Source organism: Pseudomonas nitroreducens (assembly GCF_024170165.1).
In the GTDB taxonomy this organism is placed as follows: domain Bacteria; phylum Pseudomonadota; class Gammaproteobacteria; order Pseudomonadales; family Pseudomonadaceae; genus Pseudomonas; species Pseudomonas nitroreducens_C.
Map to the genome: position 1 here is coordinate 178171 of NZ_JALJXP010000007.1, position 26596 is coordinate 204766.

The window sequence follows — 26596 nt, forward strand, 5'->3', positions numbered from 1 at the left end:
CGGACTCCCGTCACGGGAGTCCGTTTACCATTCGACACAATCCCCGCCTGGCCGACCGGCCATCCCCTCCTAGACTGCGATGAACGCTCCGCCGACCGGTTTGCCGATCTGCCCGGCGGCACGCGCGCCCGGGCCATAGTCTCGCGCCAGGGAGCGGCCTAGAGTCGCGCAAAAGCGTCTGCACGCCAGACAACAATGACAATAAGGGCACGCGTCAATGAGCCACGCCGACATCATCACCCCGACCCGCTTCCTCGCCCACCTGCCGGCCACACTCGGCCGCGTGCCACGCATGCTGCGCGGGCTCTACTACACCGGCATCCGCAACCGCGAGAAGAACCTCTCCCTGGGCTGGGCGCTGGAGCGCGCCGCGCGCCTCTACCCGGACAGCCCCGCGCTGATCGATGAGCGCCGGCGCCTGTCCTACGCCCTCTTCAACGGCTGGGCCAATCGCCTGGCGCGGGCCTTCCAGGCCGAAGGCGTGGGCCACGCCAGCGTGGTCGCGGTGATGCTGGAAAACCGTGCCGAACTGATGGTGGTGCTCGCCGCCCTGGCCAAGCTCGGCGCCATCGGCGCGCTGGTCAATACCACCCAGCGCGGTCAGGTGCTCAGCCATAGCCTCAATCTGGTCAAGCCCAGCCACTTCGTGGTCGGCGAGGAGCTGCGCGAGGCTTTCGAGGACGTCCGGCCGGCCCTGGAGAACAGCGGCGGGCACTGCTACTGGATCGCCGACGGCGAAGACTCGGCACAGGCCCCGACCGGTTGGCAGAGCCTGATGCGCCTGGCGCAGGAGCAGGACTCGAACAACCTCGCCGAGACGGCGCGGGTACGCCTGAAGGACGCCTGCTTCTACATCTACACCTCCGGCACCACCGGCTTGCCCAAGGCCTCGATCATGAGCCACGGCAAGTGGATCAAGGCGTACGGCGGCTTCGGCCACTCCGGGCTCGGCCTGACCAGCAGCGACGTGCTCTACCTGACCCTGCCCTGCTACCACAACAACGCCGTGACCGTGTGCTGGAGCGCCGTACTGGCCGGCGGCGCCGCCATCGCCCTGCGCCGCAAATTCTCCGCCAGCGCCTTCTGGAAGGACGTGCAGACCTACCAGGCGACCTGTTTCGGCTACATCGGTGAGCTCTGCCGCTACCTGCTGAACCAGCCCCAATGCGCGGAGGAACACGGCAACACCCTGACCTGCATGATCGGCAACGGCCTGCGCCCGTCGATCTGGAACGAGTTCAAGGAGCGCTTCGGCATCGAACGGATCACCGAGTTCTACGCGTCCAGCGAGGGCAACATCGGCTTCACCAACGTATTCAACTTCGACAACACCGTGGGCTTCTCTCCGGCCACCTACGCAATCGTGCGTTACGACCTGGAGAACGACCAGCCGGTGCGCGGCGCCAAGGGCTTCATGGAGAAGGTCGACAAGGGCGAGGCCGGCCTGCTGATCAGCGAGATCAGCGACAAGTGGCCCTTCGACGGCTACACCGACCCGGCCAAGAGCGAGGCGGTGATCTACCGCAACGTGTTCAAGGAAGGCGATACCTGGTTCAACACCGGCGACCTGATGCGCGACATCGGCTTCAAGCACGCGCAGTTCGTCGATCGCCTGGGCGATACCTTCCGCTGGAAGGGCGAGAACGTCTCCACCACCGAGGTGGAAAACGCCCTGGGCGCCTTCCCCGGTGTGGAGGATGCGGTGGTCTACGGCGTGGAGATCCCCGGTACCAATGGCCGCTGCGGCATGGCCGCGCTGCGCCTGGCCGACGGCGCCAGCCTGGACGCCGCGCTGCTGGCGGCGCACCTGGACCGTGAGCTGCCGGCCTACGCCGTGCCGCTGTTCCTGCGCCTGCTGGCCCAGGTGGAGACCACCGGGACCTTCAAGTACAAGAAGACCGACCTCAAGCGCAACGCCTACGATCCTTCAGCCGTGACCGAGGCGCTGTTCGTGCGGCTGCCCGGCGAAACAGACTATCGGACGCTGGATGGGGCACTGTTCGAGGCGATTCGCGGCGGCGTGCATCGCTTCTGAGTCAAGCCATGGTTATACCTGCAGGAGCGCGCCATGCGCGCGACCGCGGGGCGGATAACGCTGGCGCGTAATGCGCCCCGCACGCTGGGCTCCTGGTTGCGGCGATGTTCGCGAGCGAGAACCGGGCCGTTCGTACGGAGAATCTGGGCGGTCAGTTGCGGAACTTGAACTGCAACTCGGCGCCGCGGATATCCGAGTGCCAGCTGTCGTCATTGGTTTCGCGCTCATTCGGCTCGCGCGAGATCAGCCGGCCACCCACCGCGAACGGGCTTACCTCGGCGCTCTCATCCTTGCTGCGGAACAACTGCGGCAGAATCGGCTTTTCTTCCTCCAGCGCAGTCACCGGTTGTTCCGGCTCCAGCTGATGCACCAGCTCCCTGGGCAGGCGCAGGTCGAGCTTTACCGGAGGCAACGGTTGCTTGACGACCGGATCGACCGGCTTCTTCACCTGTGCCGGGGTCTTCGACGGCGCCTTGGCCTCGGGCTTGATGGCCGCCTCGACCGCCGGCGCCTTCGGCGAGGCCACGGCCTTGGCCGCCGCGGGCTTGGCTTCCGACTCGCGCGGTTGCTCGGCGGCCGGCTCGGGCGCAGGCGCGCTGGCCGCGGGCGCAGCAGCCGGTGCAGGCGCAGGAGCGGCAGCCTTGTCCTTGTGCTCATCACCACAGGCGGCGAGCAGCAGGGACAAACTGGCAACAATGAGAATTCGGGACATCTTCATGGAGCGGACCGTCAGAAAAACCGCGCAATGCTGGCGCGAGATGCGAGGCAGAGCAAGAGCCTTGCCATGACAAACCATTACGACAATCAGTCTGACAGGCGTGCACTGAACCCAGCCTGTCATTGATCAAGGGTTGTCAGGCAGATCCTTCAAGGCGTGATCGATATCCAGGTCGGGGAAACGCTGCCGCAGGCTCTGGCGCAAGCGTTCAGCCTCCTCCTGCTGCCCCTGGTCCTGCAAGTCGCGCAGGTGCAGCAGGCTGGTGCGCGGTTCGTCAACCTCTTTCGCGAAAGCCTGCAGCTTCCCCTGGGCATGCTCGCCGGCCGGCGCGGGACTATCGGCAAGCTCGCGAGCCTCGACCCTGGAACTGGCCTTTGCCTCTTCCACCGCCTGCTTCTTGCTCATCGGCGCAGGCTTGGCGAGCGAGTCCATCGCTGCGCCAGCGGCGGCGCTGTCCCTCTGCGGCTCCGCCGCGTAGGACTCGGCAGCCGGTGCCGCCGGTGGCGCCATGGCCGGAGCGGGAGCCGGCGCGCGCAGCATCGCCGGGGCGACCGGCGCATCGAAGCGATCCGGCGCCTCCTCGTAGGTGCGCAGGGTCAGGCTCAGGCCGATGCCCAGGCTCGCCAGTCCTGCCACGGCGACACTCCAGCGCTGGCGGCTGCCGGCGCCCAGCAGCCAGTGGTGCAGACGCTGGGCCAGGCTGGGCTTCTTCTCCTGCACGGCGGCACGGGCGGCGGCCAGGATGCGCGCGTCCAGCTGCGCCGACGGCTGCTCATCGCTGTGCCGGCGGTAGTGCTCGAGCATGTCCTGCTCGTGCGGATCGCGGTTCATGGATTCACCTCCTCGGTCACCGACGGGTCGGACAACAACCGACGCAGTTTCTGCATGGCATAGCGGAGCCGACTCTTCACCGTTTCGGCCGGAGTTTGGGTCAGCTCGGCAATTTCGTTCAGTTCCAGGTCGCCATGGGTTCGCAGCAGGAACACCTCGCGCTGCTCCTCCGGCAGAGACTCCAGCGCACCCTGCAGACGCTGCTGGTCGCGGCTCAGGCTCAGCTCGCGCTCCGGGTCGATGCTTTCCCCGGCCAGCGCATCGCCGTGCAACTGCTCGTCGAAGCTCTCCTGACGCCCCTGGTGACGGCCGAGCTTGCGCCAGTGGTCGATCAGGCGGTTGCGGCCGATCTGGTACAGCCAGGTCTTGAAGCTCGCCGCACCCAGCGGCTGACTGTCGCTGCGGATCAGGCTCATCCAGGTTTCCTGGAACACTTCCTCGGCCTGGGCGTGGTCGCCACACAGGCCGCAGAGGAAGCGGAACAGGCCGAGGCGATGACGAGCGTAGAGCTCCGCGAAGGCCTCGGCGTCGCCTTGTCGGTAGCGTCGCAGCAATGCCGCGTCGCTTTCGTCCTTGGGGGATATCTTCAACTCTCTCGATCCGTAACGGGGCAGCTTTCGGCTGGCAGCTCGCCAGCGGCCGGGCAGTGCCGATGATGCGGGCGCCGGGATAGCGCCGTGGCGGGCGGGCAGAAGCTCGGGTGTAGCAAGCGGCACGGTGGCGCCTCGTCGAGGGATCAATGCCCTTGGACGAGACGATGGGGGAAAACGGGTTAACGCCGCTATGAAGCTATTACGTCGGAGCGGACTCCGGCTGCGATAGCTCCGCATTGCGGCGGATACCATCGCGGACAGAGTCCGCTCCTACGCAAGCCGGACCATTACGCGGCGATCAGCTCCTCCTGACAGAGCTGGCAGGCCAGCATGCCAAGGGTCATGATCGCCCGCTCCGCCTCACGGTCCCACGGGATGCCGCAGGTCAGGCGCAGGCAGTTGTTGAACTGCTCGGTGTTACTGAAGATCAGCCCCGGAGCGATGCTGATGCCCTGCTCCAGCGCGCGCACGTGGAGCTCCTTGGTGTTCACCTTGGCCGGCAGGCTGACCCAGAGGATGAAACCGCCCTTGGGCCGGGTCATCTGCGTGCCTTCGGGGAAGTACTGCTGCACCGCCAGCTGGTAGGCGGTCATGTTCTTGCGGTACTCCTGGCGGATGTAGCGCAGGTGCCGGTCGTAGCCGCCGTTCTCCAGGTAAGCCGCCACTCCCATCTGGGTGACGGTGCACGCCGAGTGCGTGGTGAAGGTCTGCAGGCGGCGGATCTCCTCCTGGTAGCGCTCGGTGATGATCCAGCCGATGCGCACGCCGGGGGAGATCGTCTTGGAGAAGCTCGAGCAATACACCACGCGGCCGTCACGGTCGTGGGCCTTGAGCGCCTTGGTCTGGCCCTGGTCGAACATCAGCTCGCCGTAGATGTCGTCCTCGATGACCCCGATGTTGTGTTCGGCGGTGAGCTTGAGCAGCGCCTTCTGGCGGTCCTCCGGAATGGTGCCGCCCAGCGGGTTGCTCAGGCGCGCGGTCAGCACCAGCGCCTTGATCGGCCACTGGTTGGCGGCCAGTTGCAGGGCTTCCAGGCTGATGCCGGTCAGCGGGTCGCTGGGGATCTCGATGACCTTGAGCCCGAGGATGTCGGCCAACTGCAGCAAGCCGTAGTAACTCGGCGACTCGGTGGCGATCAGGTCGCCCGGGCGGGTCATCACGCGCAGGGCCATGTGGATGGCGTCGACGCAGCCATGGGTAATGGTCACCTGGGTCGGATCCACCACCACGCCGGCATCGCGCATGCGGATCGCCACCTGGCGGCGCAGCGGCTCGTAGCCGGGGCTGAACATGTAGCTGAAGGCACGCGGGCTGGAGAAGCGGGTGACCTTGGCCAACTGCTGGTGCAGCGCGCGCACCGGGAGGTAATCCACGTGCGGCACGGCGGCGCCCAGCGGGAACACGCCTTCACGGCGTGCCTCGGCGAGCACCTGGTTGATGATGCTGCTGCGGGTGACCAGGCCCGGTCGTTCGACACGGGCGATATCCGGGGTCGAGGCTGTCAGGGCTGGCGTGCGATGCACGTAGTAACCGGACTGCGGGCGCGCGCGGATCAGCCCCTGGTCTTCGAGGGTGGCGTAGGCCTGGAGCACCGTGGCATGGCTGACGTTGAGCTGGGTGCTCAGCTTGCGCACGGACGGCACGCGCTCGCCCGGCTGGTAGACACCACGACGGATGTCTTCCGCCAGTTGCTGGGCGATGCGCTGATACAGCAGCAGATTGGACATGACGGCCATCCCTCGGGCATTGAACCGAAACAGTAGCCAAAAAGTGCAAACTGTTCCAGAACAGTCGGAAACATTCCGTCAGATACAGTTGTCCGTCCTGCTCCCTCAGATATCTCCGAGCCAGTCCAGCAGCCCCGCCACCACCAGTTGCGCGTCGGTGGTCAGGCCAAGCTTCTGCATGGCGTTGCGCTTGTGGGTGCTGATGGTGGAGACGCTGCGGTTGGTCCGCTCGGCGATCTCCCCCACCGTGGCGCCATGGGCCAGGCGGCGGATGATGTCGATCTCGGTGGGGCTCAGCGGCTTGCCGGTATGGCGCGGCGGTCGCAGCATCGGGTCGATGTAGGTCTCGCCCTTGCGGATGCGCGCGATGGCATCGTCCAGCAGGCTCAGCGGGTTGCGCTTGCAGACATAGCCCACGGCGCCGCACTTGACCGCCGCAGTCGCCAGCAACGGAGCGCCCATGACCGAGTAGACCAGCACAGGCACTTCCGGATGGTGGCGCTGCAGCCATTCGATCAGGTGCACGCCGTCACGCCCACGGGCGCCGGGCAGCGCCAGTTCGACGATGGCCAGGTCGACCTCGGGATGGGCGTTGAGCACATCCAGCAGGCTGTCGGTGTCACTGACGAAGGCCTTCACCTGCGCCAGTTCGCGCTCCAGCAGATAGCGTTCCAGACCCCAACCGATCATCGGTTGCGGGTCCGCCACGATTACATTGAACAGCTTCTTTTCCGATGACATCTCGTTCTCTCGTTTACAGCTCCCCTGAGGGGATTAGTCGCACTTGGCTATTTTCGCCAAGCTGCCACTCGAAAGATTTCGAGATCCCCCTGACAAAAAACCCCGGAGCCGAGGCTACCGGGGTTTTCCTGTGACGGGATATTGCGACGGGATCAGCGTTCGGCGCCGAGCTGGCCCTTCTCGTCGGAGAAGACGATCTCCACCCGGCGGTTCTGCGCGCGCCCCAGCGACGAGGCGTTGTCCGAGATCGGATAGGCCTCGCCATAGCCTTGCACCTGCACGCGTTTCTCGTCCACCCCCAGGTCGGTCAGCGCGTCGGCCACGGCCTGCGCACGGTCCTTGGACAGTTGCAGATTCTGCTCGCGGTCACCCTCGCCGTCGGTGTACCCCTCGATGCGGACTACCCGGCGCGGATTGAGCTGGAGGAACTGCACCAGCTTGAGCACGGTGCGATTGGCGGCGGGCTTGAGGTCCGCTTCGCCGCTGTCGAACAGCACGTCACCGAGGGTCAGCACCAGGCCGCGCTCGGTTTCGTTGGTGGCGAGGCTGACCATCTGCTGCTCCAGCCACTTGCTCTGCTCCTGCACGTTGAGCAGGCGCGCTTCGCGCATCGCCAGTTGCAGACGCTCGCGCTCCATCTGCTGCTTGCCCAGGCGCTCCTGGTTCAGGGCCAGGTTGCTGTGCTCGCGAGCGATCTCGCTGTAGCGCTGGCTGAGGTAGGAGTACTGCAGCACGTCGTCGCTGCTGCCCCAGTAGTTGGACAGGCGCTCGGCACGGGCCAGCGACTCGCCGGCACGGATCACGTCCTTGGGCGCGCTGCGCAGCACGGAGGAGTCTTCCTTCACCGCCTGGAACTGCAGGCGGGCCTGCTCCAGGGATTTCTCGCTGAGCTGGCTGTTGGCGCAGCCGGCGAGCAGTGTGACGGCGGAGAGAACGCCCAGCCACGCGCGGCGCAACAGTTGCACGGGAGTCATTGCACTTCTCCCAACTGTTTGCGCAGGCGATTGATGCTCTTGCCCTGCTCGGCCAACTGCTCGGCGCTCTTGCGCGTCAGCTCCTTGGCCTCGGCCAGACGCGCATCGAGCTCGGCCTGTTCGGCGAGCTGCCGGGCCTTCTTGTTCGAGCCGACAGCCAGGGCGCCCTTGGCGGCCTGGTACTTGTCGTCCGCGAGCTTCAGCTCGGCCACGTCATCGGTCGCACCCACGGCCTTGGCCTGTTCCAGCGCCTGCTCGGTGAGGCGCATCTGCTCGCTGGGTGCCGGGTCGTTCGTCGCACAGCCGGCCAATGCAAACAAAGCCAGGCCGGCGACCATCATCCGTCGATTGATCACGAAATCTCTTGTCCTACTCGGTGGGAGTGCTGGCAGGCTGCAGCTGCTGAGCCTTCCAGCGGGCCAGGTTGTCCTGCAGCAGGCGCTGCGGGACTCCGGCGGCCGTCAATTCTGTCATTTTTTTCGCCAGTTGTCCGCGCAGCCACGGGTCGTTACAGGCCGAGTTGTGCGACACGGTCAGGTACAGACCCTCGCTGGAGATCGGCGGTTCGAGCGGCTGCAGGTCGTCGGCCATGCCGAGGGTATCGGCGACCGCCAGGCCGGGATAGTGCTCGTAGATCACATAGTCCGAGCGTTTGAGCAGCAGCTTCTGGAAGGCCTGGGTCAGGCTGGGCACCTCTTCCAGGGTCAGTTCCTGCTTGGCGAAGCTATCGAAGTCCGGGCCGAAGCTGTTGTTCACCAGGGTGCCGCCCTTCAGGCCACGCAAGTCATCGCGACCGCTGTAGGGCGTGGTGGCGTCCTTGCGCATCCACACCACGTTCTCGGTGGTGAGGAAGGCCGGATGGATGTAGTCCATGGTCTCCAGGCGCGGCGGCGTGAGGAAGGCGCCGGCGATCAGGTCGACCCGCCCCAGGCGCGCCTCTTCCTGGGCGCGGGCCCAGGAGCCGGTGTAGATCACCCGGATGTTCACCCCGACCGCCTTGCCGATCTGCTCCAGCAGGTCGGCGTTGGCGCCGATCAATCGCTCCGGCTGCGCCGGGTCACGCCACAGGTAGGGCGGGTACTCCGGATTGCCGGTGGCCACCAGGCGTTCGCACTTGCCCGCGGCCAAACCGGCCAGGGGCACGGAGAAAGTCACCAGCAGCAGCGCCGCACGGATCAACGTGGAGCAATCAGGCATCGGTTGTCTCGCTCGCCAGAAGAAAGAACGGCCATGCTTAGAGCCGCAAAATGCTAGCGTAAAGCACACCGCCCCGATTTGGTAATAAGGACTTCTCATGAAGAAAGCCCTTCTGGCCCTTCTCCTGCTGATAGCCGTCGCCGCCGGCGTGCTCTACGCCTTCCCGTCCACCTTGCTGGCAACGGCGCAGTACGTCGAAAGCGCCCGCGCGCGGCTATCGACCAACAGCCTGCAGGTCGACGACCTCGACATCACCTACTACGAGGGCGGCCCGGAAAAAGCCCAGACCATCCTGCTGATCCACGGCTTCGGTGCCGACAAGAGCAACTGGCCGCGCTTCGCCCGCTTCCTGACCAGGGACTACCACGTCATCGCCGTCGACCTGCCGGGTTTCGGCGACAGCAGCAAGCCGGAGAACATCAGCTACGACGTCGGCACCCAGGCCGAGCGCCTGGCGGACTTCATGCGCGAACAGGGCATCGGCCGCTTCCACGTGGTCGGCAACTCCATGGGCGGGCACATCGCCGCACTGCTGGCCGCGCGGCATCCGCAGGAGGTGCTGTCGCTCGGCCTGTTCGACAACGCCGGCGTCATGGCGCCGCACCCGAGCGAACTGTTCGAGCGCCTCAAGGCTGGCGAGAACCCGCTGGTACTGCGCTCGGTGGACGACTTCCCGGCCCTGCTCGACTTCGTCTTCGTGCAGAAGCCGCCGCTGCCGTCTCGGCTGCGGGACTATCTGGCCGAACGCTCGCTGCAACGCAGCGCGTTCAATGCCATGGTCTTCCAGCAGTTGCGTGAGCGCTACATCCCGCTGGAGCCGGAACTGCCGAAGATCACCGCGCCGACCCTGCTGCTGTGGGGCGACCGCGACCGCGTGCTGGACGTCTCCAGCATCGAAGTGATGAAGCCGCTGCTGAAGAAGCCCAGCGTGGCCATCCTGCGCGATTGCGGGCATGTGCCGATGATCGAGCGCCCCGAGGAAACCGCCCGCCTCTACCTGGACTTCCTCCAGCAGAACCACGCACCGGTGGCCGTGGCGAACTGATCGCGGCCGGAAAACAGCAACGGCGCCCTGGGGCGCCGTTGCTGTTTTATCGCGTCGAACTCAGAGCTGGATCAGATTCGGAATCTGCACGTCCGGGTTGACGTCCTGCTCGTAGTCAACGCCGGCGATCTCGAAGCCGAACAGACGCAGGAACTCGGACTTGTAGCCGGTGAAGTCGGTCAGCTGGTACAGGTTCTCGTTGGTCACCTTGTTCCACAGGTCCTTCACGGTGTCCTGCACCTCCGGCTGCAGCTCCTTGTAGTCGGCGCGCAGGCGGCCGTCGGCGTCCAGGTGCGGTTCGGCGCCGTACAGGCTTTCGCGGAACAGGCCATCGACCTGCTCGATGCAGCCTTCGTGGGTGCCTTTCTCCTTCATCACCTTGAACAGCAGCGACAGGTACAGCGGCATCATCGGGATGGCCGAGCTGGCCTGGGTGACCACGGCCTTCAGCACGGACACGCGAGCGTCGCCACCGGTGGCGGCCAGCTTCTCGCGAATGCCCAGGACCTTCTGGTCCAGGTCCTTCTTCGCGGCGCCGATGGAGCCGTTCCAATAGAGGTCGTGGGTGATCTCTTCGCCCAGGTAGGTGAAGGCCGTGGTCTTGGCACCGTCGGCCAGCACACCGGCTTCCTGCAGGGCATCGATCCACATCTGCCAGTCTTCACCGCCCATCACCGCGACGGTGTTGGCGATTTCCTCAGGCGTCGCCGGCTCCATCACGCTTTCCTTGATCACTTCCTTGTCGGTGTCCAGACCACGGAAGTTGACGGCCTTGCCGACCGGCTTGAGCACGGAGTTGAAGACCTCGCCGGTCTTCGGATGGGTGCGGCGCGGAGCAGCCAGGCTGTAGACGACCAGGTCGACCTTGCCCAGGTCCTGCTTGATGGTGTCGATGGTGACTTGCTTCACTTCATCAGAGAAGGCGTCGCCATTGATGCTGCGCGCGTACAGGCCCTTGGCCTTGGCGAACTTCTCGAAGGCAGCGGAGTTGTACCAGCCGGCAGTGCCCGCCTTGGTCTCGCTGCCGGGGCGCTCGAAGAACACGCCCAGGGTGTCGGCGCCGGCGCCGAAGGCAGCGCTGATGCGCGCAGCCAGGCCATAGCCGGTGGAGGAACCGATGACCAGGACCTTCTTCGGACCGTTGGCGATGGGGCCGTGCGCCTCGACGTACTCGATCTGTTCCTTGACGTTGGCTTCACAGCCGGTCGGGTGGGTAGTGACGCAGATGAAGCCACGCACGCGCGGTTTGATGATCATGAAAACCTCGGTAGCCAGGTGTCGATTGAACACATTCAGGAACTGGAGACGACGCGCATTGTAGATGAGACACCTTCGCCGGTGGACTTCTCGGCAAAGATTCGTGACCAATGGGTCATCTGCGCGCTGAAACTGCCATTTCCCGAGGAAAATCAGGGACCTGAAATGAAAGAACCCGCCACGGGGGCGGGTTCCTTCATAGAGAGGATCGGGCTCAGACGGCCTTTTCCAGCTCCGGTACGGCTTCGAACAGGTCAGCGACCAGGCCGTAGTCGGCGACCTGGAAGATCGGCGCCTCTTCGTCCTTGTTGATCGCAACGATCACTTTCGAGTCCTTCATGCCCGCCAGGTGCTGGATGGCGCCGGAGATACCGACGGCCACGTACAGCTGCGGAGCAACGATCTTGCCGGTCTGGCCGACCTGCATGTCGTTGGGCACGAAGCCGGCGTCGACGGCGGCGCGGGAAGCACCAACGGCAGCGCCCAGCTTGTCGGCCAGGGAGTAGAGGATGCTGAAGTTGTCGCCATTGCCCATGCCGCGGCCGCCGGAAACGACGATCTTGGCAGCGGTCAGTTCCGGGCGGTCGGACTTGGCCAGTTCTTCGCCCACGAAGGCGGACTTGCCGGCATCGGCCGGGCCGGAAACGGCTTCGACAGCAGCCGAACCACCTTCGGCAGCGACGGCGTCGAAGCCGGTGCCACGTACGGTGATGACCTTGATGGCAGCCGAGGACTGCACGGTAGCGATAGCGTTACCGGCATAGATCGGGCGCTTGAAGGTGTCGGCGCTGACCACTTCGGTGATCTCGGAGATCTGGTCGACGTCCAGCAGCGCAGCGACGCGCGGCAGGAAGTTCTTGCCGTTGGTGGTAGCGGCGGCCAGCACGTGGCTGTAGCCCTTGCCCAGTTCAGCGATCAGCGGAGCGACGTTCTCCGGCAGCTGATGAGCGTAGGCAGCGTTGTCGGCGACCAGCACCTTGGCAACACCGGCGATCTTGGCAGCGGCTTCAGCCACGCCACCAACGTTCTGGCCGGCGACCAGGACAGCGATGTCACCACCGATCTTCTGCGCGGCAGCGACAGTGTTCAGAGTGGCAGCGCCCAGTGCGCCGTTGTTGTGCTCAGCGATTACCAGGATAGCCATCAGATTACTTTCGCCTCGTTCTTCAGTTTCTCGACCAGTTCAGCAACGGACTTGACCTTGATGCCAGCGCTACGGGCAGCCGGAGCTTCGACTTTTACGGTCTTCACGGTGGAAGCGGTGGAAACGCCCAGGGCGTCCGGGGTCACCACGTCCAGCGGCTTCTTCTTCGCCTTCATGATGTTGGGCAGCGACGCGTAGCGCGGCTCGTTCAGGCGCAGGTCGGTGGTGACGATGGCCGGAAGATTCAGGGCAACGGTCTGCAGGCCGCCGTCGATTTCACGGGTGACGTTGACCTTGTCGCCAGCCACTTCGACCTTGGAGGCGAAGGTGCCCTGGGCGTAGCCGGTCAGCGCAGCCAGCATCTGGCCGGTCTGGTTGTTGTCGCTGTCGATGGCCTGCTTGCCGAGGATGACCAGCTGCGGCTGCTCCTTGTCGACAATGGCTTTCAGCGCCTTGGCGATGGCCAGGGAGCTCAGTTCTTCGTTGGATTCGACGAGGATGGCGCGATCAGCACCCAGAGCCAGCGCGGTACGCAGTTGCTCCTGGGCAGCGGTCGGGCCGACGGAGACCGCAACGATCTCAGTGGCGACGCCTTTCTCTTTCAGGCGAACGGCCTCTTCCACGGCGATTTCGCAGAAGGGGTTCATGGACATCTTGACGTTGGCGAGATCGACGCCGGAGTTGTCCGCCTTGACGCGGACCTTGACGTTATAGTCAACCACTCGTTTGACAGCTACAAGAACCTTCATGGATTCCTCGTTTTTCTCCGGTGAATAGGAATGTCGCCAGACAGGCCTGGCTGGTAGTGCACGCCATCTGCGACTACATCCAGCGCAACGCGACCGCAAAACCGCAGGTATCTTGACCGCATCGACCGGGCGGGTCAATACACGAAAATACCCCTTCATAAGCCGCGGACCCCGATTCTATCAGGGTTACGCGCGATTCAAACAAACGTTTGTATTGCGCTCGATAAAGGGTTTAGATATAGCAACAGGTCTAGCTATAATGCGCCCCGCTCTTACTGGGTGGGGGCACGCCCATCCCAATACCTACAAAATGCCCAGAGCCTTGATTCAGGAGAGATCGATAGTGGAACGCGAATTTATGGAATTCGACGTCGTCATCGTCGGCGCCGGCCCTGCCGGTCTGTCCGCCGCATGCCGACTGAAACAGAAGGCCGCCGACGCCGGTCAGGAAATCAGCGTCTGTGTGGTCGAGAAGGGTTCCGAGGTGGGCGCCCACATCCTCTCGGGCGCCGTGTTCGAGCCCCGCGCGCTGAACGAGCTGTTCCCCAACTGGAAGGAACTCGAAGCGCCGCTCAACACCCCCGTCAAGCGCGACGACATCTATGTGCTCAAGAGCCCGGAAGCAGCGGCCAAGGTGCCGAACTTCTTCGTGCCCAAGACCATGCACAACGAAGGCAACTACATCATCTCCCTGGGCAACCTGTGCCGCTGGCTGGCCCAGCAGGCCGAAGGCCTGGGCGTCGAGATCTACCCGGGCTTCGCCGCCCAGGAAGCGCTGATCGACGAGAATGGCGTGGTGCGCGGCATTGTCACCGGTGACCTGGGCGTCGACCGTGAAGGCAATCCGAAAGAGGGTTACTACACCCCGGGCATGGAACTGCGCGCCAAGTACACCCTGTTCGCCGAAGGCTGCCGTGGCCACATCGGTAAACAACTGATCAAGAAGTACAAGCTCGACAGCGAAGCCGACGCCCAGCACTACGGCATCGGCATCAAGGAAATCTGGGACATCGACCCGTCCAAGCACGAGCAGGGCCTGGTAGTGCACACCGCCGGCTGGCCGCTGAACGACGACAACCCGGGTGGCTCCTTCCTTTATCACCTGGAAAACAACCAGGTGGTGGTCGGCCTGATCATCGACCTGTCCTACACCAACCCGCACCTGTCGCCGTTCGACGAGTTCCAGCGCTACAAGCACCACCCGGTGATCAAGCAGTACCTGGAAGGCGGCAAGCGCGTGGCCTACGGCGCTCGCGCCATCTGCAAGGGCGGCCTGAACTCGCTGCCGAAGATGGTCTTCCCGGGCGGCGCGCTGATCGGTTGCGACCTGGGCACCCTGAACTTCGCCAAGATCAAGGGCAGCCACACCGCCATGAAGTCCGGCATGCTGGCCGCCGACTCCGTGGCCGAAGCCCTGTTCGCCGGCCGCGAAGGCGGCGACGTGCTGAACAACTACGTCGATGCCTTCAAGGGCAGCTGGCTGTACGACGAGCTGTTCCGCAGCCGTAACTTCGGCGCGGCGATGCACAAGTTCGGCGCCATCGGTGGCGGTGCGTTCAACTTCATCGACCAGAACATCTTCGGCGGCAAGCTGCCGTTCACCCTGCACGATACGACTCCGGACTACGCGACCCTGAAGAAGGCCAGCGAAGCGCCGAAGATCGACTATCCGAAGCCGGACGGCAAACTCAGCTTCGACAAGCTCTCCTCGGTGTTCCTCTCCAACACCAACCACGAGGAAGACCAGCCGATCCACCTGAAGCTGACCGACCCGAACACCCCGATCGCCAAGAACCTGCCGCTCTACGACGAGCCTGCGCAGCGTTACTGCCCGGCCGGCGTGTACGAAGTAGTGAGCAACGACGACGGCAGCAAGCGCTTCCAGATCAACGCCCAGAACTGCGTGCACTGCAAGACCTGCGACATCAAGGACCCGGCCCAGAACATCACCTGGGTGGCCCCCGAGGGCACCGGCGGTCCGAACTACCCCAACATGTAATTGAGTTGGCGGTAACGAAAAAGGCTCCCTCGGGAGCCTTTTTTGCAAGTTCGAAAAAGTTGTAGCGAAGCCGGAATCGAACTACCGGCCGCGTTCAGACCAGTAGGTCACGGCTGCGGCGCGATGGGGAAGAACTCCCCCGAACTCCAGACGACCAACCACTCAACGCCGTCGATCTCGCGGGGAACTGCCAGTTCCACCAGTTGGTAGAACACGTTGCGATGGATCAGCGCTTCCAGGTTTACCCGCACCAGCACATAGGGCGACGGCTCCTGGGTCTGCGGGTCCAGTTCGACCCGGATCGGATGCGCAGCATCGGCCACCACGTCGTCCTCGACGTTAGTGGTGAAGCGCAGCACCTGCTGCTGGCCCTCCCCCTCAACCGCCAGGGTGACGGCAACAAACGGCGCGTCATCGACGGTGATTCCGCACTTCTCCACCGGGGTGACCAGGAAATAGTCGTCGCCATCGCGGCGGATGATGGTGGAGAACAGGCGCACCATCGGCTTGCGGCCAATCGGCGTGCCCAGGTAATACCAGGTGCCGTCGCGGGCGATGCGCATGTCTATGTCGCCGCAGCAGTCGGGGTTCCACAGATGCACCGGCGGCAGCCCCTTTTCCTTGCTGGCGGGGATCTGCGCCAGCAGGTTGCCGGCCCGGTCCGATTGAGTCTGTGGATCAGTCATTGGTACTCCTCACGCGTCTTCACCCCCAGCAGGCTGCGGGCATAGTCTTCCAGCGGTCGCCCGATCAGGTCCTCGGGGCTGGCGTCATAGAATGTCAGAAAACCGCCGCGGCTGCGGATAGTCGCACTGTCCACCAGGTAGCGGTTGTCGGTCTCGATCAGCATCACCTGGATCACGCTGCGATCGCGGCCCACGGCGTTGTCGGTGTCTTCATACTGCTCGTAGGTGCCGGCATTGTCCTCCCCACGGGCGAAGCGCGTATACAGCAGATAATTGGCGCCCGCCGCGCGCGCCTCCTGCATCGCCCCTTCCAGCCCCAGCGGGGTCTTGGCCCGGCGCACCAGCGGGAAGTACTGGACGAAGCCCTTGAACGCCTCCTCCGCCACCACATTGGGCCGCGCATAGGGATGGCCGGGCGGCACGAACGGGCCCTGGGCGATATAGATGAAGGAATCCTGCTGCAGGCGCCAGTTCGAGGTGCGGCGCGTCTGGCTGTGATCGAGGAAGCCCGCGTCGCGCAGGTAGTAATCGGTGCCGTCGGCCAGGTCGTTGGGGCTCATGCAACCGCCCAGGGCGGCGAAGGCAAGGATCAGTATCAGATGGCGCATGCAAAGTCTCCGGAGCCGGCGACGAAAAACCGGCATTCGGGCAGGCAATGCAGCTTCCGCGCCATCACAGTCCGCGCTGCCATTCCTGGCGCAGGTGCGCACGCTGGGGTTGCTCGATGGCCTGGCGGACCTGGGCGAGCAACTTCGCCTTGTCCGCCCCCAGCGTGCCCTTGAGCACCAGGTAGTTGGACGCGTGGTCGCTGCGGAACACCGTGTCGCGCAGCTCCAGCGCACTCAGCAGGCGCTCGACCTCGACGAACAGTTCCGCCTGGGTCAGCGGCTGGAAGTCCGGGAAGCCGGCGCGGTAGCGCTCCTCGCCGGTCGGGAAGCTCACCACCAGGGTGGAGAGGAACTCCGGCTGCGCCTCGTTCATCAGGCGCGCCGAGTTGTCGGCATGCTGGGCGCTCAGCGTGCTGCCGCCCAGGCCGTTGAGGACCATCACCGAGCGCTTGATCCCCGCCTCGCCCAGCTTCTGCAGGGCATCCAGCGTCGAGGCATAGGTCTCGCCCTTGTTCACCCGCGCCAGCACTTCGTCGTCGCCGGACTCGGCGCCCACGTAAGCCATGCGCAGGCCGGCATCGGCCAGTTCCTTCAGCTCCTCCACCGATTTCTTGCGCAGGTTGCGCGGCAGGCAGTAGCTGGAGACGCGATCCACCTCGGGCATGTGCTCACGGATCGCGCGCAGGATGTTGAGCAGGCGCCGCGTCGGCAGCACCAGCGCATCGCCGTCGGCGAGGAACACCCGCTGGACGATCAGGCGCTCGCCGCAGCGGCGAATCTCTTCCAGCACTTCGGCTTCGTCGCGGGCGCGGAATTTCTTCTGCGGTTGCGTGTACATCTCGCAAAAGCCGCACTGGTTCCACGAGCAACCGTTGGTGACCGGAAGGATGAGCGAGTGCGCCTCGCTCGGCGGCCGGAACACCGGCTCGATGTAGGAGATGGGGAATTCGTTGGGCATGGGCTAATCAGGTCTTGAGGGGCGATCTCAGCCGCCGATGATCTTCATGATGGTGACGCCACCGGAGAAGGCGACTTCCTGCTTGTCCGCCAGGGCGCTCACCAGTAGCCGTTGCAGGGCCGGAAGTGCCTGGTGGCGGGGTTTGTCCAGCAGGTCGCCGACATAGTGGCGATTGCTCGACGACAGGCAGCCATGCAGCCAGCCGGTGGACGACAGGCGCAGGCGCGAACAGGTCCGGCAGAACGGCACACTCTCGTTGGCGATCACGCCGAAGAAGCCCTGCCCCGGCACCTCATAGCGCAGCGCGGTGGCATCCACCGGCGCATCTGCCTGGATGTAGGAATGGCGCGCACCAATCAGCTCGAGCAGCTCGGCCATGCCGATGAACTGCTGGTTGAAGCCGTTCGGGTCGCGAGCCAGATGGCCCATGCGCATCAGCTCGATGAAGCGCAGCTCGAAGCCATGCTCCAGGCAATAGTCCAGCAGCGGCACCACCTGGTCGAGGTTCTGCCCGCGCAGGGGCACCATGTTCAGCTTGATCTTCAGGCCCGCCGCGCGAGCCTCGTCGAGCCCCTTGAGCACGGTGGCCAGGTCGCCGCCACGGGCGATACGCCGGAAGGCGTCGGCATCCAGGGTATCGAGGGACACATTGAGGCGGCGGATGCCGCAGTCCAGCAGCAGCGGCAGCTTCTTCGACAGCAGCTGGCCGTTGGTGGTGAGGGCAATGTCCTGCAGGCCGAGGCGGCTGACGCCATGCAGGAAGACGTCCAGCTTCGGGCTGACCAGCGGTTCACCGCCGGTGACCCGCAGCCGTTCGATGCCGGCTGCCTCGATCAGGTAGGCGACGCCGCGCACCAGGGATTCGGCGGGGAGTTCGTCCTGCGCAGCGACCAGACGCTTGCCGTCCGGCACGCAGTAGGTGCAGGCGTAGTTGCATGCGGCGGTCAGGCTGACCCGCAGGTTGCGGAAGCGCCTGCCCTGGCGGTCGACGATCATGCTCGGCTCCGGTGGGAATCACTCATGCAAGTATATCCCCACCGCCGGCCGGCGCCCTGTCGCCACAGCGACGATGGGCGACTTGAATGGCGACTCAGCCGGCCGGCGTATCGCCGTCGCGCTTGCGCTTGTTGCCCATGCGCACGCCGATGTCCATGAGGAACTGGAAGAAGCCCTCCTGGTCCTCCAGCACTTCGCGCCAGAACGGCGAGTGGTACAGCGCCACGGCGCCATGCACCAGCGCCCAGGCCGCGCAGTAGTGGAAGTAGGCCGGCACGTCTTCCAGCTTGCCCGCGGCGATGCGTTCCTTGATCAGCTGGCTCAGGCGCTCGAAGTTGGATTCGCGGATCTTGTGCAGCTCCTCGACCATCTCCGGGACCTGGCTGGTCTTCACCACCTTCTCTTCCAGGCGGTCGAACAGGCGGTAGCGCTGCGGGTCGCGCATGCGGAACTCGAAGTAGGCGCGCGACAGGCGCTCCTTGTCGCGGGCGACGTCTTCGGAGTGGAACAGGTCGGCCAGATCGCGCTCGTAGTCCAGCATCAGGCGCAGGTAGATCTCGGCCTTGGACTTGAAGTGCTTGTAGATGGTGCCTTTGCCGATACCCACGGCATCAGCGATCATTTCGACCGTGACACTGTCTTCGCCCTGTTCGAGGAACAGCTTGAGGGCGGTATCGAGGATTTCCTGTTCGCGACGGCGGAATTCGCGAACCTTGCGCGGCTCTTTCTGCATAAAAAGACTGTTCGGTCAAAAATAGTCAAAATTCGAAGCCGCGTATTATGCCTATTCAGCGCCAAATTGCACGGATCATCCGACATGATTAGCTTTTCTTCCGAGTTTCCCCAACAAAGCGGCCTGCGCTACCTGAACCACGCGGCGGTCGCCCCCTGGCCCAAGCGCGCCGCAGACGCGGTGGCGGCCTTCGCTCAGGAGAACATCCTGCAGGGCGCGCGCGACTACCCACAGTGGCTGACCATCGAGAAACGCCTGCGCGAGCGCCTGATGCGCCTGGTCGGCGCCCGGACCACCGGCGATATCGCCCTGGTGAAGAACACTTCCGAAGCACTGTCGTTCGTCGCTTTCGGCCTGGACTGGCGCGCCGGCGACCAGGTGGTGATCAGCGACCAGGAATTCCCATCCAACCGCATCGTCTGGGAAGCGCTGAAGCCGCGCGGCGTGGAAGTCATCCAGGTGAGCCTGGACGGCGACGACCCGGAAGGCGACCTGCTGGCCGCCTGCACCGCGCGCACGCGCCTGCTGTCGATCAGTGCCGTGCAATACGCCAGCGGTCTGCGCATGGACCTGGAGCGCCTCGGCGCCGGCTGCCGCCAGCGCGGCGTGCTGTACTGCATCGACGCCATCCAGCAACTGGGCGCCCTGCCCTTCGACGTGCAGGCCTACGACTGCGCCTTCGCCATGGCCGACGGGCACAAGTGGATGCTCGGCCCGGAAGGCCTGGGCGTGTTCTATTGCCGCGCCGCCGAGCGCGAGCAACTGGCACTGCAGGAATATGGCTGGCACATGCTGGAGAACGCCGGCAACTACGACCTGGCCGACTGGCAGCCGGCCCGCAGCGCGCGACGCTTCGAATGCGGCAGCCCGAACATGCTCGGCGCCGTGGCGCTGGAAGCGAGCCTGAGCCTGCTGGAAGAGGTCGGCATGGCGACGGTTGGCGACCTCATACAGGCACGCGTTCAGCAACTGCATGATGGCCTGGGACGTATCGACGGAGCTTCGCTGCACAGCCCGCAAGATCCGGCCCGTCGCGCCGGCATCCTCACTTTCAGCCTCGCCGGCTGGGACAACACCCGCCTGCTTGAGCATCTGCGCGCCGAGCAGGTGGTGTGCATCCAGCGTGGCGCCGGCATCCGCTTCTCGCCCCACTTCTACACCAGCGACGCAGTCATCGAGGAAACCCTGGGGTTGATCGGAGCCCTGGCGAGGCAATGACGCAGGCGCGACCGAGAAAACTGCTCAGCCCGGTGTGATGTATTCCAAATCCGTTTAAAAAACTCCGGGCACCCTGTGGCAGTCGCCGCATCTTGGCCAATACTGGTAGATACCGGTGCGCGGCATCTCCCCCCAAGTGCCCCGCCGGTGAAGGTACCGAGGATCGCGTACCTTATTGTTACACTCCTAATGGTCTTGACCCGGATTCATCCCCCAGAACCCGGGTTTTTTTTGCGCGCAGGAAATGTATCCGCGCCGACGCAATCAGGTCGCGAGCGGGAACAGCCGGCGGAAGTTGGCGGTAGTCTGCTCGGCCAGGGTTTCGAAGCTCACCCCGCGCAGCACGGCCAGGTACTCGGCGACCTCGCGCACGTACTCGGGCAGGTTCGGCTTGCCGCGGTGAGGCACCGGCGCCAGGTAGGGCGAATCGGTTTCCACCAGCAGGCGATCCACCGGCACCTGGCGGGCCACTTCACGCAACTGTTCGGCATTGCGGAAGGTGACGATACCCGACAGCGAGATGTAGAAGCCGATATCCAGTGCCGCTCTGGCCATCTCCCAGTCTTCGGTGAAGCAGTGCAGCACACCGGCTTGCGGCAGCGCTGCCTCGCGCAGTAGCGCCAGGGTGTCGGCGCGGGCCTCACGGGTATGCACGATGACCGGCTTGCCGGTGACCTTGGCGGCCTCCAGGTGCAGGCGGAAGGCTTCCTGCTGCAACTCGGCGGCTTCGGGCTCGTAGTGATAATCCAGGCCGGTCTCGCCGATGGCCACCACGCGCGGGTGGTTCAACTCGCCCAGCAGCCAGTCCAGCGCCGGCGCGGCGCCAGGCTCCAGGTCCAGCGGATGGACGCCCACCGAGCAATGCACGTCGGCATAGCGATCAGCCAGGTCCTTCACTGCCCTGGCATTGTCCGCACTCACGCCGATGCACAGGAACTGGCTGACGCCACGCGCGCGGGCGGCGTCCAGCGCGGCATCCAGCGACCCGTCATGGGCGGCGAGATCGAGACGATCGAGGTGACAGTGGGAATCGACCAGCATGAAAACACTCTCCGGAAATGACGAAGCGCCCGATCGGGCGCTTCGTGGCTGCAGCCTGTAAAGCCTGCAAATTCTACATGGTATGGGTCGGGCGGTCCGACTTCAGCGCGCCAGCGAGGTAGGTCTCGATCTTGTTGCGCGCGGTGTTGTCGCCGTCGTTGAACTGCACGCCGATACCGGCGGCGCGGTTGCCCTGGGCGCCCTTCGGGGTGATCCAGACCACCTTGCCGGCCACCGGGATCTTCTCCGGCTCGTCCATCAGGTTGAGCAGCATGAAGACCTCATCGCCCAGCTTGTAGGTCTTGTTGGTCGGAATGAACAGCCCGCCGTTGCGGATGAACGGCATGTAGGCGGCATACAGCACGGATTTGTCCTTGATGGTCAGGGACAGGATTCCGTTACGCGGACCCAGATTTGGTGGCAAGCTCATTCAGCTGTCCTGGCAGATTTTTCCGATGGCCGGATTCTAGCCCGGCCCGGGCAGACTTGCCCACTGTACGAACAAGGCTTCGAGAAGCAAGGCACGATTGAGGTTGGCTTTATTGAGGACTTTCTGCCGTTGCAACAGCAACCAGTCCTGCATCGCCAGCACCTTGGGCTGCGTCGATTTCTCGGCGAGATACTGCACGACCTTGCGCATATCCGCGAGCCCGAGACCCTCTTCATCGCGGGCCAACTGGTAGCGCAGCATCAGCAGCGCCCAGTCGCAGAACCAGTCGAACAGTAGCGGCAAGGGTACGCCATTCAGGCTTTCCGCCAGCTGGCCAGGCGCAACCTGCTGCTTGAGCAGCTTCTTGACGCCCTCTACCACCTGCGCACGCTGCTCGCGCACCCCCTGGCCCTGCAGGCGCTGAGCGGTCAGCGGCGAGCCGCCGGCCAGCACCAGCAACTCCTCCAGCGCTTCCGGCGACTCATCCGGCAGCGCACCGGCCAGCCAATCACGGGCCTGCGCGGCGCTCGGCTGCGGGCAGGCCTGCTGCACGCAACGGCTCTTGATGGTCGGCAGCAGGCGGCTGGGCTGGTGGCTGATCAGCAGCAGGACAGTATTGCCCGAAGGCTCTTCCAGGCTCTTGAGCAGCGCGTTGGCGGCATTGAGGTTCATCGCCTCGGCCGGCTCCAGCAGCACCACCTTGCGACCGCCGAGTTGCGCGGTCTGCACCACGAAATTCACCAGTTCGCGCACCTGGTCGACACGGATCGGCTTCTCCGCCTCTTCCGGCTCCAGCAGGAAATAATCCGGATGGGTGCCGGCCGCCAAAAGCTGGCAGGCCTTGCATTGACCGCAGGCCTTGCCGCCGTCGGGGCGCTGGCAGAGCAGGAAATGCACGAAATTTTCCGCCAGCACACGCTTGCCGATGCCGGCAGGACCGTGAAGCAGATAGGCATGGGCGTGCTGCGGACGGTTGCTGAGCTGCTGCCAGAGGCCCTGCTGCCAGGGGTAGATGTCAGCCATTGAGGCGCTCCAGCAAGGCCGGCAGCAGCTTGTCCAGGTCACCCTGCACCTCGGCCAGCGACTGCGCGGCATCGAGGATGTGATAGCGCCCCGGTTCGGCGTGGGCGCGATTCAGATAGGTGTTGCGCACCGCCTCGAAGAAGGCCCGGCCTTCCTGCTCGAAGCGGTCCAGGCGACCACGGGCGGCGGCGCGGGACAGGCCGATTTCCACCGGCAGATCGAAGACCAGGGTCAGGTCCGGGCGCAAGCCGCCCTGGACGAAGCTTTCCAGTTGCGCGATGCGCTCGACCGGCAGGCCGCGACCGCCACCCTGGTAGGCGTAGGTGGCGTCCGTGAAGCGATCGCAGAGGACTACGGCACCGCGCTCCAGGGCCGGGCGGATCACCTGGGCGATGTGCTGCGCGCGGGCCGCGAAGACCAGCAGCAGCTCGGTATCCGCCGCCATCTTTTCATCGCTCGGATCCAGCAGCAGCTCGCGGATGCGCTCGGCCAGTGGCGTGCCGCCGGGCTCGCGGGTCAGCTGGACCTCGATGCCGCGCTCGCGCAGACGATCGGCCAGGTACTCGCGATTGGTGCTCTTGCCCGCGCCTTCGGGGCCTTCCAGGGTGATGAACAGGCCGGTCACTCGGCTCACTCCTTGTGTTATCGGGCTACTGCGCCGCCGGTGCATCGCCGGCGGGTGCATCCGCTGCCGGCGTGTGCTGCGGAACGGGCGCCGGACTGGAACGGTAGTCGGCGCGACGCTTGATCTGGAACTCCTGGACGGCCTTGTTGTGGTCGTCCAGGTTGTCGGAGAAGGTATGGCTGCCGTCGCCGCGGGCGACGAAGTACAGGCTCTGCCCGGCCACCGGGTTGAGCGCGGCGTGGATGGCCTCGCGACCGGGCAGAGCGATGGGCGTCGGCGGCAGGCCGGCGACCACGTAAGTGTTGTAAGGCGTCGGCGTGCGCAGGTCGGTGCGGGTGATCCTGCCGGCATAGCGCTCGCCCATGCCATAGATGACGGTCGGGTCGGTCTGCAGCAGCATGTTCTTCTGCAGGCGGCGCACGAAGACGCCGGCGATCTGGCCGCGCTCCTGGGGCACGCCGGTTTCCTTCTCCACCAGCGAAGCCATGATCAGCGCCTGGTAGGAGTCCTTGTAGGGAAGCTCCTGCGCGCGCTTGTCCCACTCCTCGGCGAGGATGCTGTCCATGCGCTGGTAGGCGTGCTTGAGGATGTCGACGTCCTTGGTGCCGCGGACGAAGCGGTAGGTGTCGGGGAAGAAGCGGCCTTCCGGGAAGACACCGGGCTTGCCCAGCCTCGCCATGACCTCGGCGTCACTGAGGCCGTTCAGGGTCTGCTCCAGCTTGGGCTGGCGGGCGAGCAGCTCGCGCACCTGGCGGAAGTTCCAGCCCTCGACCAGGGTCAGGCCGTACTGCACCACGTCGCCTTCGCGCCACAGATCGAGCAACTGGGCGGCGGTCATACCGGGAGTCAGGCGGTATTCGCCGCTGTGCAGCGCCTCACCGGCCAGGTTGAAGCGCCAGTAAAGGCGCAGCCAGAAACCGCCATGCAGGACGTCTTCGTCCTCCAGGCGAGTCAGCAGGCGCCCGGGGGTGGCGCCGCTGGGAGCGTCGAGCAGACGCTCTTCGGTGAGCTGGAGCGGCTGCTGCAGCGCACGGTGCTGCTCCCAGGCCGCCAGGCCCAGCAAGAGCCCGGCCAGCAGCAGGCCGCCTTCCAGCAGCACCAGCAATTTGCGCATCACGTATCAGGAATCCAGAAGTTCGCGGAGTTGGCCCTGCAGTTTACGGGTCAGCGGCCCGACCGGCCAAGCGTGCTCGGCCATGCCGCGCACCGGCCAGATACCGTAGAGGCTGTTGCAGAGAAAGACCTCATCGGCCTGCGCCAGTTCGCCGTGCTCGATGTCGCGGACGATGACCGGCAGCCCCAGGTCGCGCGCGCGTTCGAGGATTTCGGCGCGCATCACACCGGCGACGCCACAGCGGCTGAGCTCGGCGGTGATCAGCTCACCCCGTATCACCAGGAACAGGTTGCTGAACACGCCCTCGACGATGCGCCCGGAAACATCGCGCATCAATCCTTCGGCGAAGGCCGGGTCGCTCCACTCGGCGCGGGCCAGGACCTGCTCCAGGCGATTGAGGTGCTTGAGGCCGGCGAGCAACGTCTGCTCCGCCAGGCGAGTGGTGCAGGGGAAGAGCGTGACGCCCTCCTCACGGTGCTTCACCGGGTACGCCGGCGCAGGCGAAGCCAGCAGCAGGCGACGCACCTGGGCGTCGGCCTGCGGGGCGTAGCCGCGCGCGCCTTCGCCACGGGTCAGCATCAGCTTGGCGACGCCATCACCGAGCAGGGCGGAAAACCGCAGGAGTTCGTCTTCGACAAGATCGAGAGAGACCGGCAGGCACAGGCGCCGAACGCCCTCCTCCAGCCGCGCCCGATGGCGCGCCAGCAGGCGCGGACGGCCTGCGGACACGCGGATGGTCTCGAACAGCCCGTCACCGTAGGCCAGCCCGCGATCACGCGCGGACAGGGCCTCGGCACTCTGGCCGTCGATCCAGCTCAGCATCAGCCGTGGAACCGGCGGAACACCAGGGAGCCGTTGGTGCCACCGAAGCCGAAGGAGTTGGACAGGGCGACCTCGATGGGACGCTCCTTGGCCTGATGGGCGACCAGGTCGAGGTCGCAGCCTTCGCTGGGGTTGTCCAGGTTGATGGTCGGCGGGGCCACCTGATCGCGCAGCGCGAGCACGCAGAAGATCGCTTCGACCGCACCGGCGGCGCCCAGCAGGTGGCCGGTCATGGACTTGGTGGAGCTCATCGACAGCTGGTAGGCATGGTCGCCGAAGATCGACTTCACTGCGGCGATTTCCGCGATGTCGCCGGCCGGGGTCGAGGTGCCGTGGGCATTGATGTAGTCGACCTGCTCGGGGTTCAGCCCGGCATCGCGCAGCGCGGCCTTCATGCAGCGGGCAGCGCCGGCGCCGTCTTCCGGCGGAGCGGTCATGTGGAAGGCGTCACCGCTCATGCCGAAGCCCACGACCTCGGCATAGATGCGCGCGCCACGGGCCTTGGCGTGCTCCAGCTCTTCCAGCACCAGCGCACCGGCGCCGTCGGAGAGCACGAAGCCGTCGCGATCCTGATCCCACGGGCGACTGGCCCTGGTCGGCTCGTCGTTGCGGGTGGACAGCGCGCGAGCGGCGCCGAAGCCACCCAGGCCAAGACCACAGGCCGCCATCTCGGAACCGCCGGCCACCATCACGTCCGCGTCGCCGTAGGCGATGTTGCGTGCGGCCATGCCGATGTTGTGGGTGCCGGTGGTGCAGGCGGTAGTGATGGCGTAGTTGGGGCCCTGCAGACCGAGGTTGATCGACAGGAACCCGGAAACCATGTTGATGACCGAGCCGGGCACGAAGAACGGCGAGATGCGCCGCGGGCCCTGCTCGAACAGCGAACGACAGGTGTTTTCGATGTTGGTCAGACCGCCGATGCCCGAACCGATGGCAACGCCGATGCGCTCCCGGTTGGCGTCGGTGACTTCCAGGCCGGAGTCGCGTACCGCCTGGTAGCTGGCGGCGAGGCCGTACTGGATGAACAGGTCGAGTTTGCGAGCCTCCTTGGCGGACATGTATTGCTCGACGTCGAACCCTTTCACCGAGCCGCCGAAACGGGTGGCAAAGGCGGACAGATCCATGTGTTCGATCGGGGCGATACCGCTGCGCCCGGCGAGAATGCCTTCCCAACTGCTCGGCACATCCACACCCAGGGGCGACAACATTCCCATGCCAGTGATGACTACGCGTCTACGCGACACTGTGACTTCCTCTCATGTGTTTCACGGCAATAACGCCGGCAGATGCCGGCGTTAAAGAAAAGCCGCACGCCTTTGCAGGCCGTGCGGC

At 65.2% G+C, this 26596-nt stretch carries 27 protein-coding genes; 4 read left to right on the forward strand and 23 right to left on the reverse strand.

Annotation, left to right across the window (positions count from 1 at the left end; translation table 11 throughout):
• The first annotated feature begins 217 nt into the window (after window positions 1–217).
• Window positions 218–2035, forward strand: a complete 1818-nt coding sequence (locus tag J2T47_RS15910; protein ID WP_253448586.1) for a long-chain-acyl-CoA synthetase — start codon at window positions 218–220, stop codon at window positions 2033–2035.
• Between the two features lie 151 nt (window positions 2036–2186).
• On the opposite strand, the gene J2T47_RS15915 is transcribed toward J2T47_RS15910, so the two are convergent.
• The 8 genes from J2T47_RS15915 to J2T47_RS15950 form a co-directional block, all read right to left on the reverse strand.
• Window positions 2187–2831: a hypothetical protein gene (locus J2T47_RS15915; RefSeq protein ID WP_253448587.1), complete on the reverse strand. Its 645-nt coding sequence runs from the start codon at window positions 2829–2831 to the stop codon at window positions 2187–2189.
• Between the two features lie 48 nt (window positions 2832–2879).
• Window positions 2880–3584, reverse strand: a complete 705-nt coding sequence (locus J2T47_RS15920; protein WP_253448588.1) for a hypothetical protein — start codon at window positions 3582–3584, stop codon at window positions 2880–2882.
• Window positions 3581–4174 carry an RNA polymerase sigma factor gene (locus tag J2T47_RS15925; RefSeq protein WP_253448589.1) on the reverse strand — a complete coding sequence of 198 codons (594 nt, stop codon included), beginning with the start codon at window positions 4172–4174 and terminating at the stop codon, window positions 3581–3583. The genes J2T47_RS15920 and J2T47_RS15925 overlap by 4 nt, the downstream gene beginning before the upstream one ends.
• Before the next feature lie 290 nt (window positions 4175–4464).
• Entirely contained in the window at window positions 4465–5904 is a 1440-nt protein-coding gene (locus J2T47_RS15930) for a PLP-dependent aminotransferase family protein (RefSeq protein ID WP_253448590.1), read from the reverse strand.
• 105 nt (window positions 5905–6009) lie between these two features.
• Window positions 6010–6645: a response regulator transcription factor gene (locus tag J2T47_RS15935; protein WP_253448591.1), complete on the reverse strand. Its 636-nt coding sequence runs from the start codon at window positions 6643–6645 to the stop codon at window positions 6010–6012.
• A gap of 152 nt (window positions 6646–6797) precedes the next feature.
• Window positions 6798–7619 carry an OmpA family protein gene (locus J2T47_RS15940; protein ID WP_253448592.1) on the reverse strand — a complete coding sequence of 274 codons (822 nt, stop codon included), beginning with the start codon at window positions 7617–7619 and terminating at the stop codon, window positions 6798–6800.
• Complete coding sequence (locus J2T47_RS15945; RefSeq protein ID WP_301295571.1) at window positions 7616–7960, reverse strand: DUF4398 domain-containing protein; 345 nt, start codon at window positions 7958–7960, stop codon at window positions 7616–7618. Before J2T47_RS15945 ends, J2T47_RS15940 begins: the two co-directional genes overlap by 4 nt.
• A gap of 28 nt (window positions 7961–7988) precedes the next feature.
• Window positions 7989–8816 (reverse strand): substrate-binding periplasmic protein, encoded by an 828-nt coding sequence (locus J2T47_RS15950; protein WP_253448595.1) that lies wholly within the window; start codon window positions 8814–8816, stop codon window positions 7989–7991.
• 97 nt (window positions 8817–8913) lie between these two features.
• On the opposite strand from J2T47_RS15950, the gene J2T47_RS15955 reads away from it, so the two are divergent.
• Window positions 8914–9861 carry an alpha/beta fold hydrolase gene (locus J2T47_RS15955; RefSeq protein WP_253448597.1) on the forward strand — a complete coding sequence of 316 codons (948 nt, stop codon included), beginning with the start codon at window positions 8914–8916 and terminating at the stop codon, window positions 9859–9861.
• Between the two features lie 60 nt (window positions 9862–9921).
• Here the strand turns inward: J2T47_RS15955 and fabV are convergent, their stop codons facing one another.
• The 3 genes from fabV to J2T47_RS15970 form a co-directional block, all read right to left on the reverse strand.
• Window positions 9922–11118, reverse strand: a complete 1197-nt coding sequence (gene fabV, locus J2T47_RS15960; RefSeq protein ID WP_253448599.1) for an enoyl-ACP reductase FabV — start codon at window positions 11116–11118, stop codon at window positions 9922–9924.
• Window positions 11119–11332: 214 nt separating this feature from the next.
• The gene (locus J2T47_RS15965; protein WP_253448601.1) at window positions 11333–12262 is read right to left on the reverse strand and encodes an electron transfer flavoprotein subunit alpha/FixB family protein; all 930 of its coding nucleotides are present in this window, start codon (window positions 12260–12262) and stop codon (window positions 11333–11335) included.
• The gene (locus J2T47_RS15970) at window positions 12262–13011 is read right to left on the reverse strand and encodes an electron transfer flavoprotein subunit beta/FixA family protein (RefSeq protein WP_184586861.1); all 750 of its coding nucleotides are present in this window, start codon (window positions 13009–13011) and stop codon (window positions 12262–12264) included. Before J2T47_RS15970 ends, J2T47_RS15965 begins: the two co-directional genes overlap by 1 nt.
• 310 nt (window positions 13012–13321) lie before the next feature.
• Between J2T47_RS15970 and J2T47_RS15975 the strand changes: the two genes are divergently transcribed.
• Window positions 13322–15010, forward strand: coding sequence for an electron transfer flavoprotein-ubiquinone oxidoreductase (locus J2T47_RS15975; protein WP_301295560.1), 1689 nt, complete (start codon window positions 13322–13324; stop codon window positions 15008–15010).
• Window positions 15011–15117: 107 nt separating this feature from the next.
• On the opposite strand, the gene J2T47_RS15980 is transcribed toward J2T47_RS15975, so the two are convergent.
• The 5 genes from J2T47_RS15980 to J2T47_RS16000 all read right to left on the reverse strand — a co-directional run bounded on the left by J2T47_RS15980 (window position 15118) and on the right by J2T47_RS16000 (window position 18991).
• Entirely contained in the window at window positions 15118–15696 is a 579-nt protein-coding gene (locus tag J2T47_RS15980; RefSeq protein ID WP_253448604.1) for a DUF1285 domain-containing protein, read from the reverse strand.
• Window positions 15693–16304 (reverse strand): DUF4823 domain-containing protein, encoded by a 612-nt coding sequence (locus tag J2T47_RS15985; protein WP_253448606.1) that lies wholly within the window; start codon window positions 16302–16304, stop codon window positions 15693–15695. The genes J2T47_RS15980 and J2T47_RS15985 overlap by 4 nt, the downstream gene beginning before the upstream one ends.
• Window positions 16305–16368: 64 nt before the next feature.
• Window positions 16369–17262 (reverse strand): radical SAM protein, encoded by an 894-nt coding sequence (locus J2T47_RS15990; RefSeq protein WP_253448608.1) that lies wholly within the window; start codon window positions 17260–17262, stop codon window positions 16369–16371.
• Between the two features lie 27 nt (window positions 17263–17289).
• Window positions 17290–18258: a GTP 3',8-cyclase MoaA gene (locus J2T47_RS15995; RefSeq protein WP_253448610.1), complete on the reverse strand. Its 969-nt coding sequence runs from the start codon at window positions 18256–18258 to the stop codon at window positions 17290–17292.
• A gap of 94 nt (window positions 18259–18352) precedes the next feature.
• Window positions 18353–18991, reverse strand: coding sequence for a TetR/AcrR family transcriptional regulator (locus J2T47_RS16000; RefSeq protein ID WP_253448612.1), 639 nt, complete (start codon window positions 18989–18991; stop codon window positions 18353–18355).
• A gap of 84 nt (window positions 18992–19075) precedes the next feature.
• On the opposite strand from J2T47_RS16000, the gene J2T47_RS16005 reads away from it, so the two are divergent.
• On the forward strand, window positions 19076–20209 hold the full coding sequence (locus J2T47_RS16005) for an aminotransferase class V-fold PLP-dependent enzyme (protein ID WP_253448614.1): 1134 nt from the start codon (window positions 19076–19078) through the stop codon (window positions 20207–20209).
• Between the two features lie 264 nt (window positions 20210–20473).
• On the opposite strand, the gene J2T47_RS16010 is transcribed toward J2T47_RS16005, so the two are convergent.
• The 7 genes from J2T47_RS16010 to fabF form a co-directional block, all read right to left on the reverse strand.
• Window positions 20474–21250, reverse strand: coding sequence for a TatD family hydrolase (locus J2T47_RS16010; RefSeq protein ID WP_253448616.1), 777 nt, complete (start codon window positions 21248–21250; stop codon window positions 20474–20476).
• Between the two features lie 73 nt (window positions 21251–21323).
• Entirely contained in the window at window positions 21324–21680 is a 357-nt protein-coding gene (locus J2T47_RS16015; RefSeq protein ID WP_009621447.1) for a PilZ domain-containing protein, read from the reverse strand.
• Between the two features lie 36 nt (window positions 21681–21716).
• Window positions 21717–22703, reverse strand: a complete 987-nt coding sequence (locus J2T47_RS16020; RefSeq protein ID WP_253448618.1) for a DNA polymerase III subunit delta' — start codon at window positions 22701–22703, stop codon at window positions 21717–21719.
• Entirely contained in the window at window positions 22696–23328 is a 633-nt protein-coding gene (gene tmk, locus J2T47_RS16025) for a dTMP kinase (protein WP_253448620.1), read from the reverse strand. The genes J2T47_RS16020 and tmk overlap by 8 nt, the downstream gene beginning before the upstream one ends.
• Window positions 23329–23353: 25 nt before the next feature.
• On the reverse strand, window positions 23354–24442 hold the full coding sequence (mltG, locus tag J2T47_RS16030; RefSeq protein WP_253449016.1) for an endolytic transglycosylase MltG: 1089 nt from the start codon (window positions 24440–24442) through the stop codon (window positions 23354–23356).
• 6 nt (window positions 24443–24448) lie between these two features.
• A complete protein-coding gene (gene pabC, locus J2T47_RS16035; RefSeq protein WP_253448622.1) occupies window positions 24449–25264 on the reverse strand; it encodes an aminodeoxychorismate lyase in 816 nt (271 codons plus the stop codon).
• Window positions 25264–26508 (reverse strand): beta-ketoacyl-ACP synthase II, encoded by a 1245-nt coding sequence (gene fabF / locus J2T47_RS16040; protein ID WP_253448624.1) that lies wholly within the window; start codon window positions 26506–26508, stop codon window positions 25264–25266. Before fabF ends, pabC begins: the two co-directional genes overlap by 1 nt.
• Window positions 26509–26596: the final 88 nt, after the last annotated feature.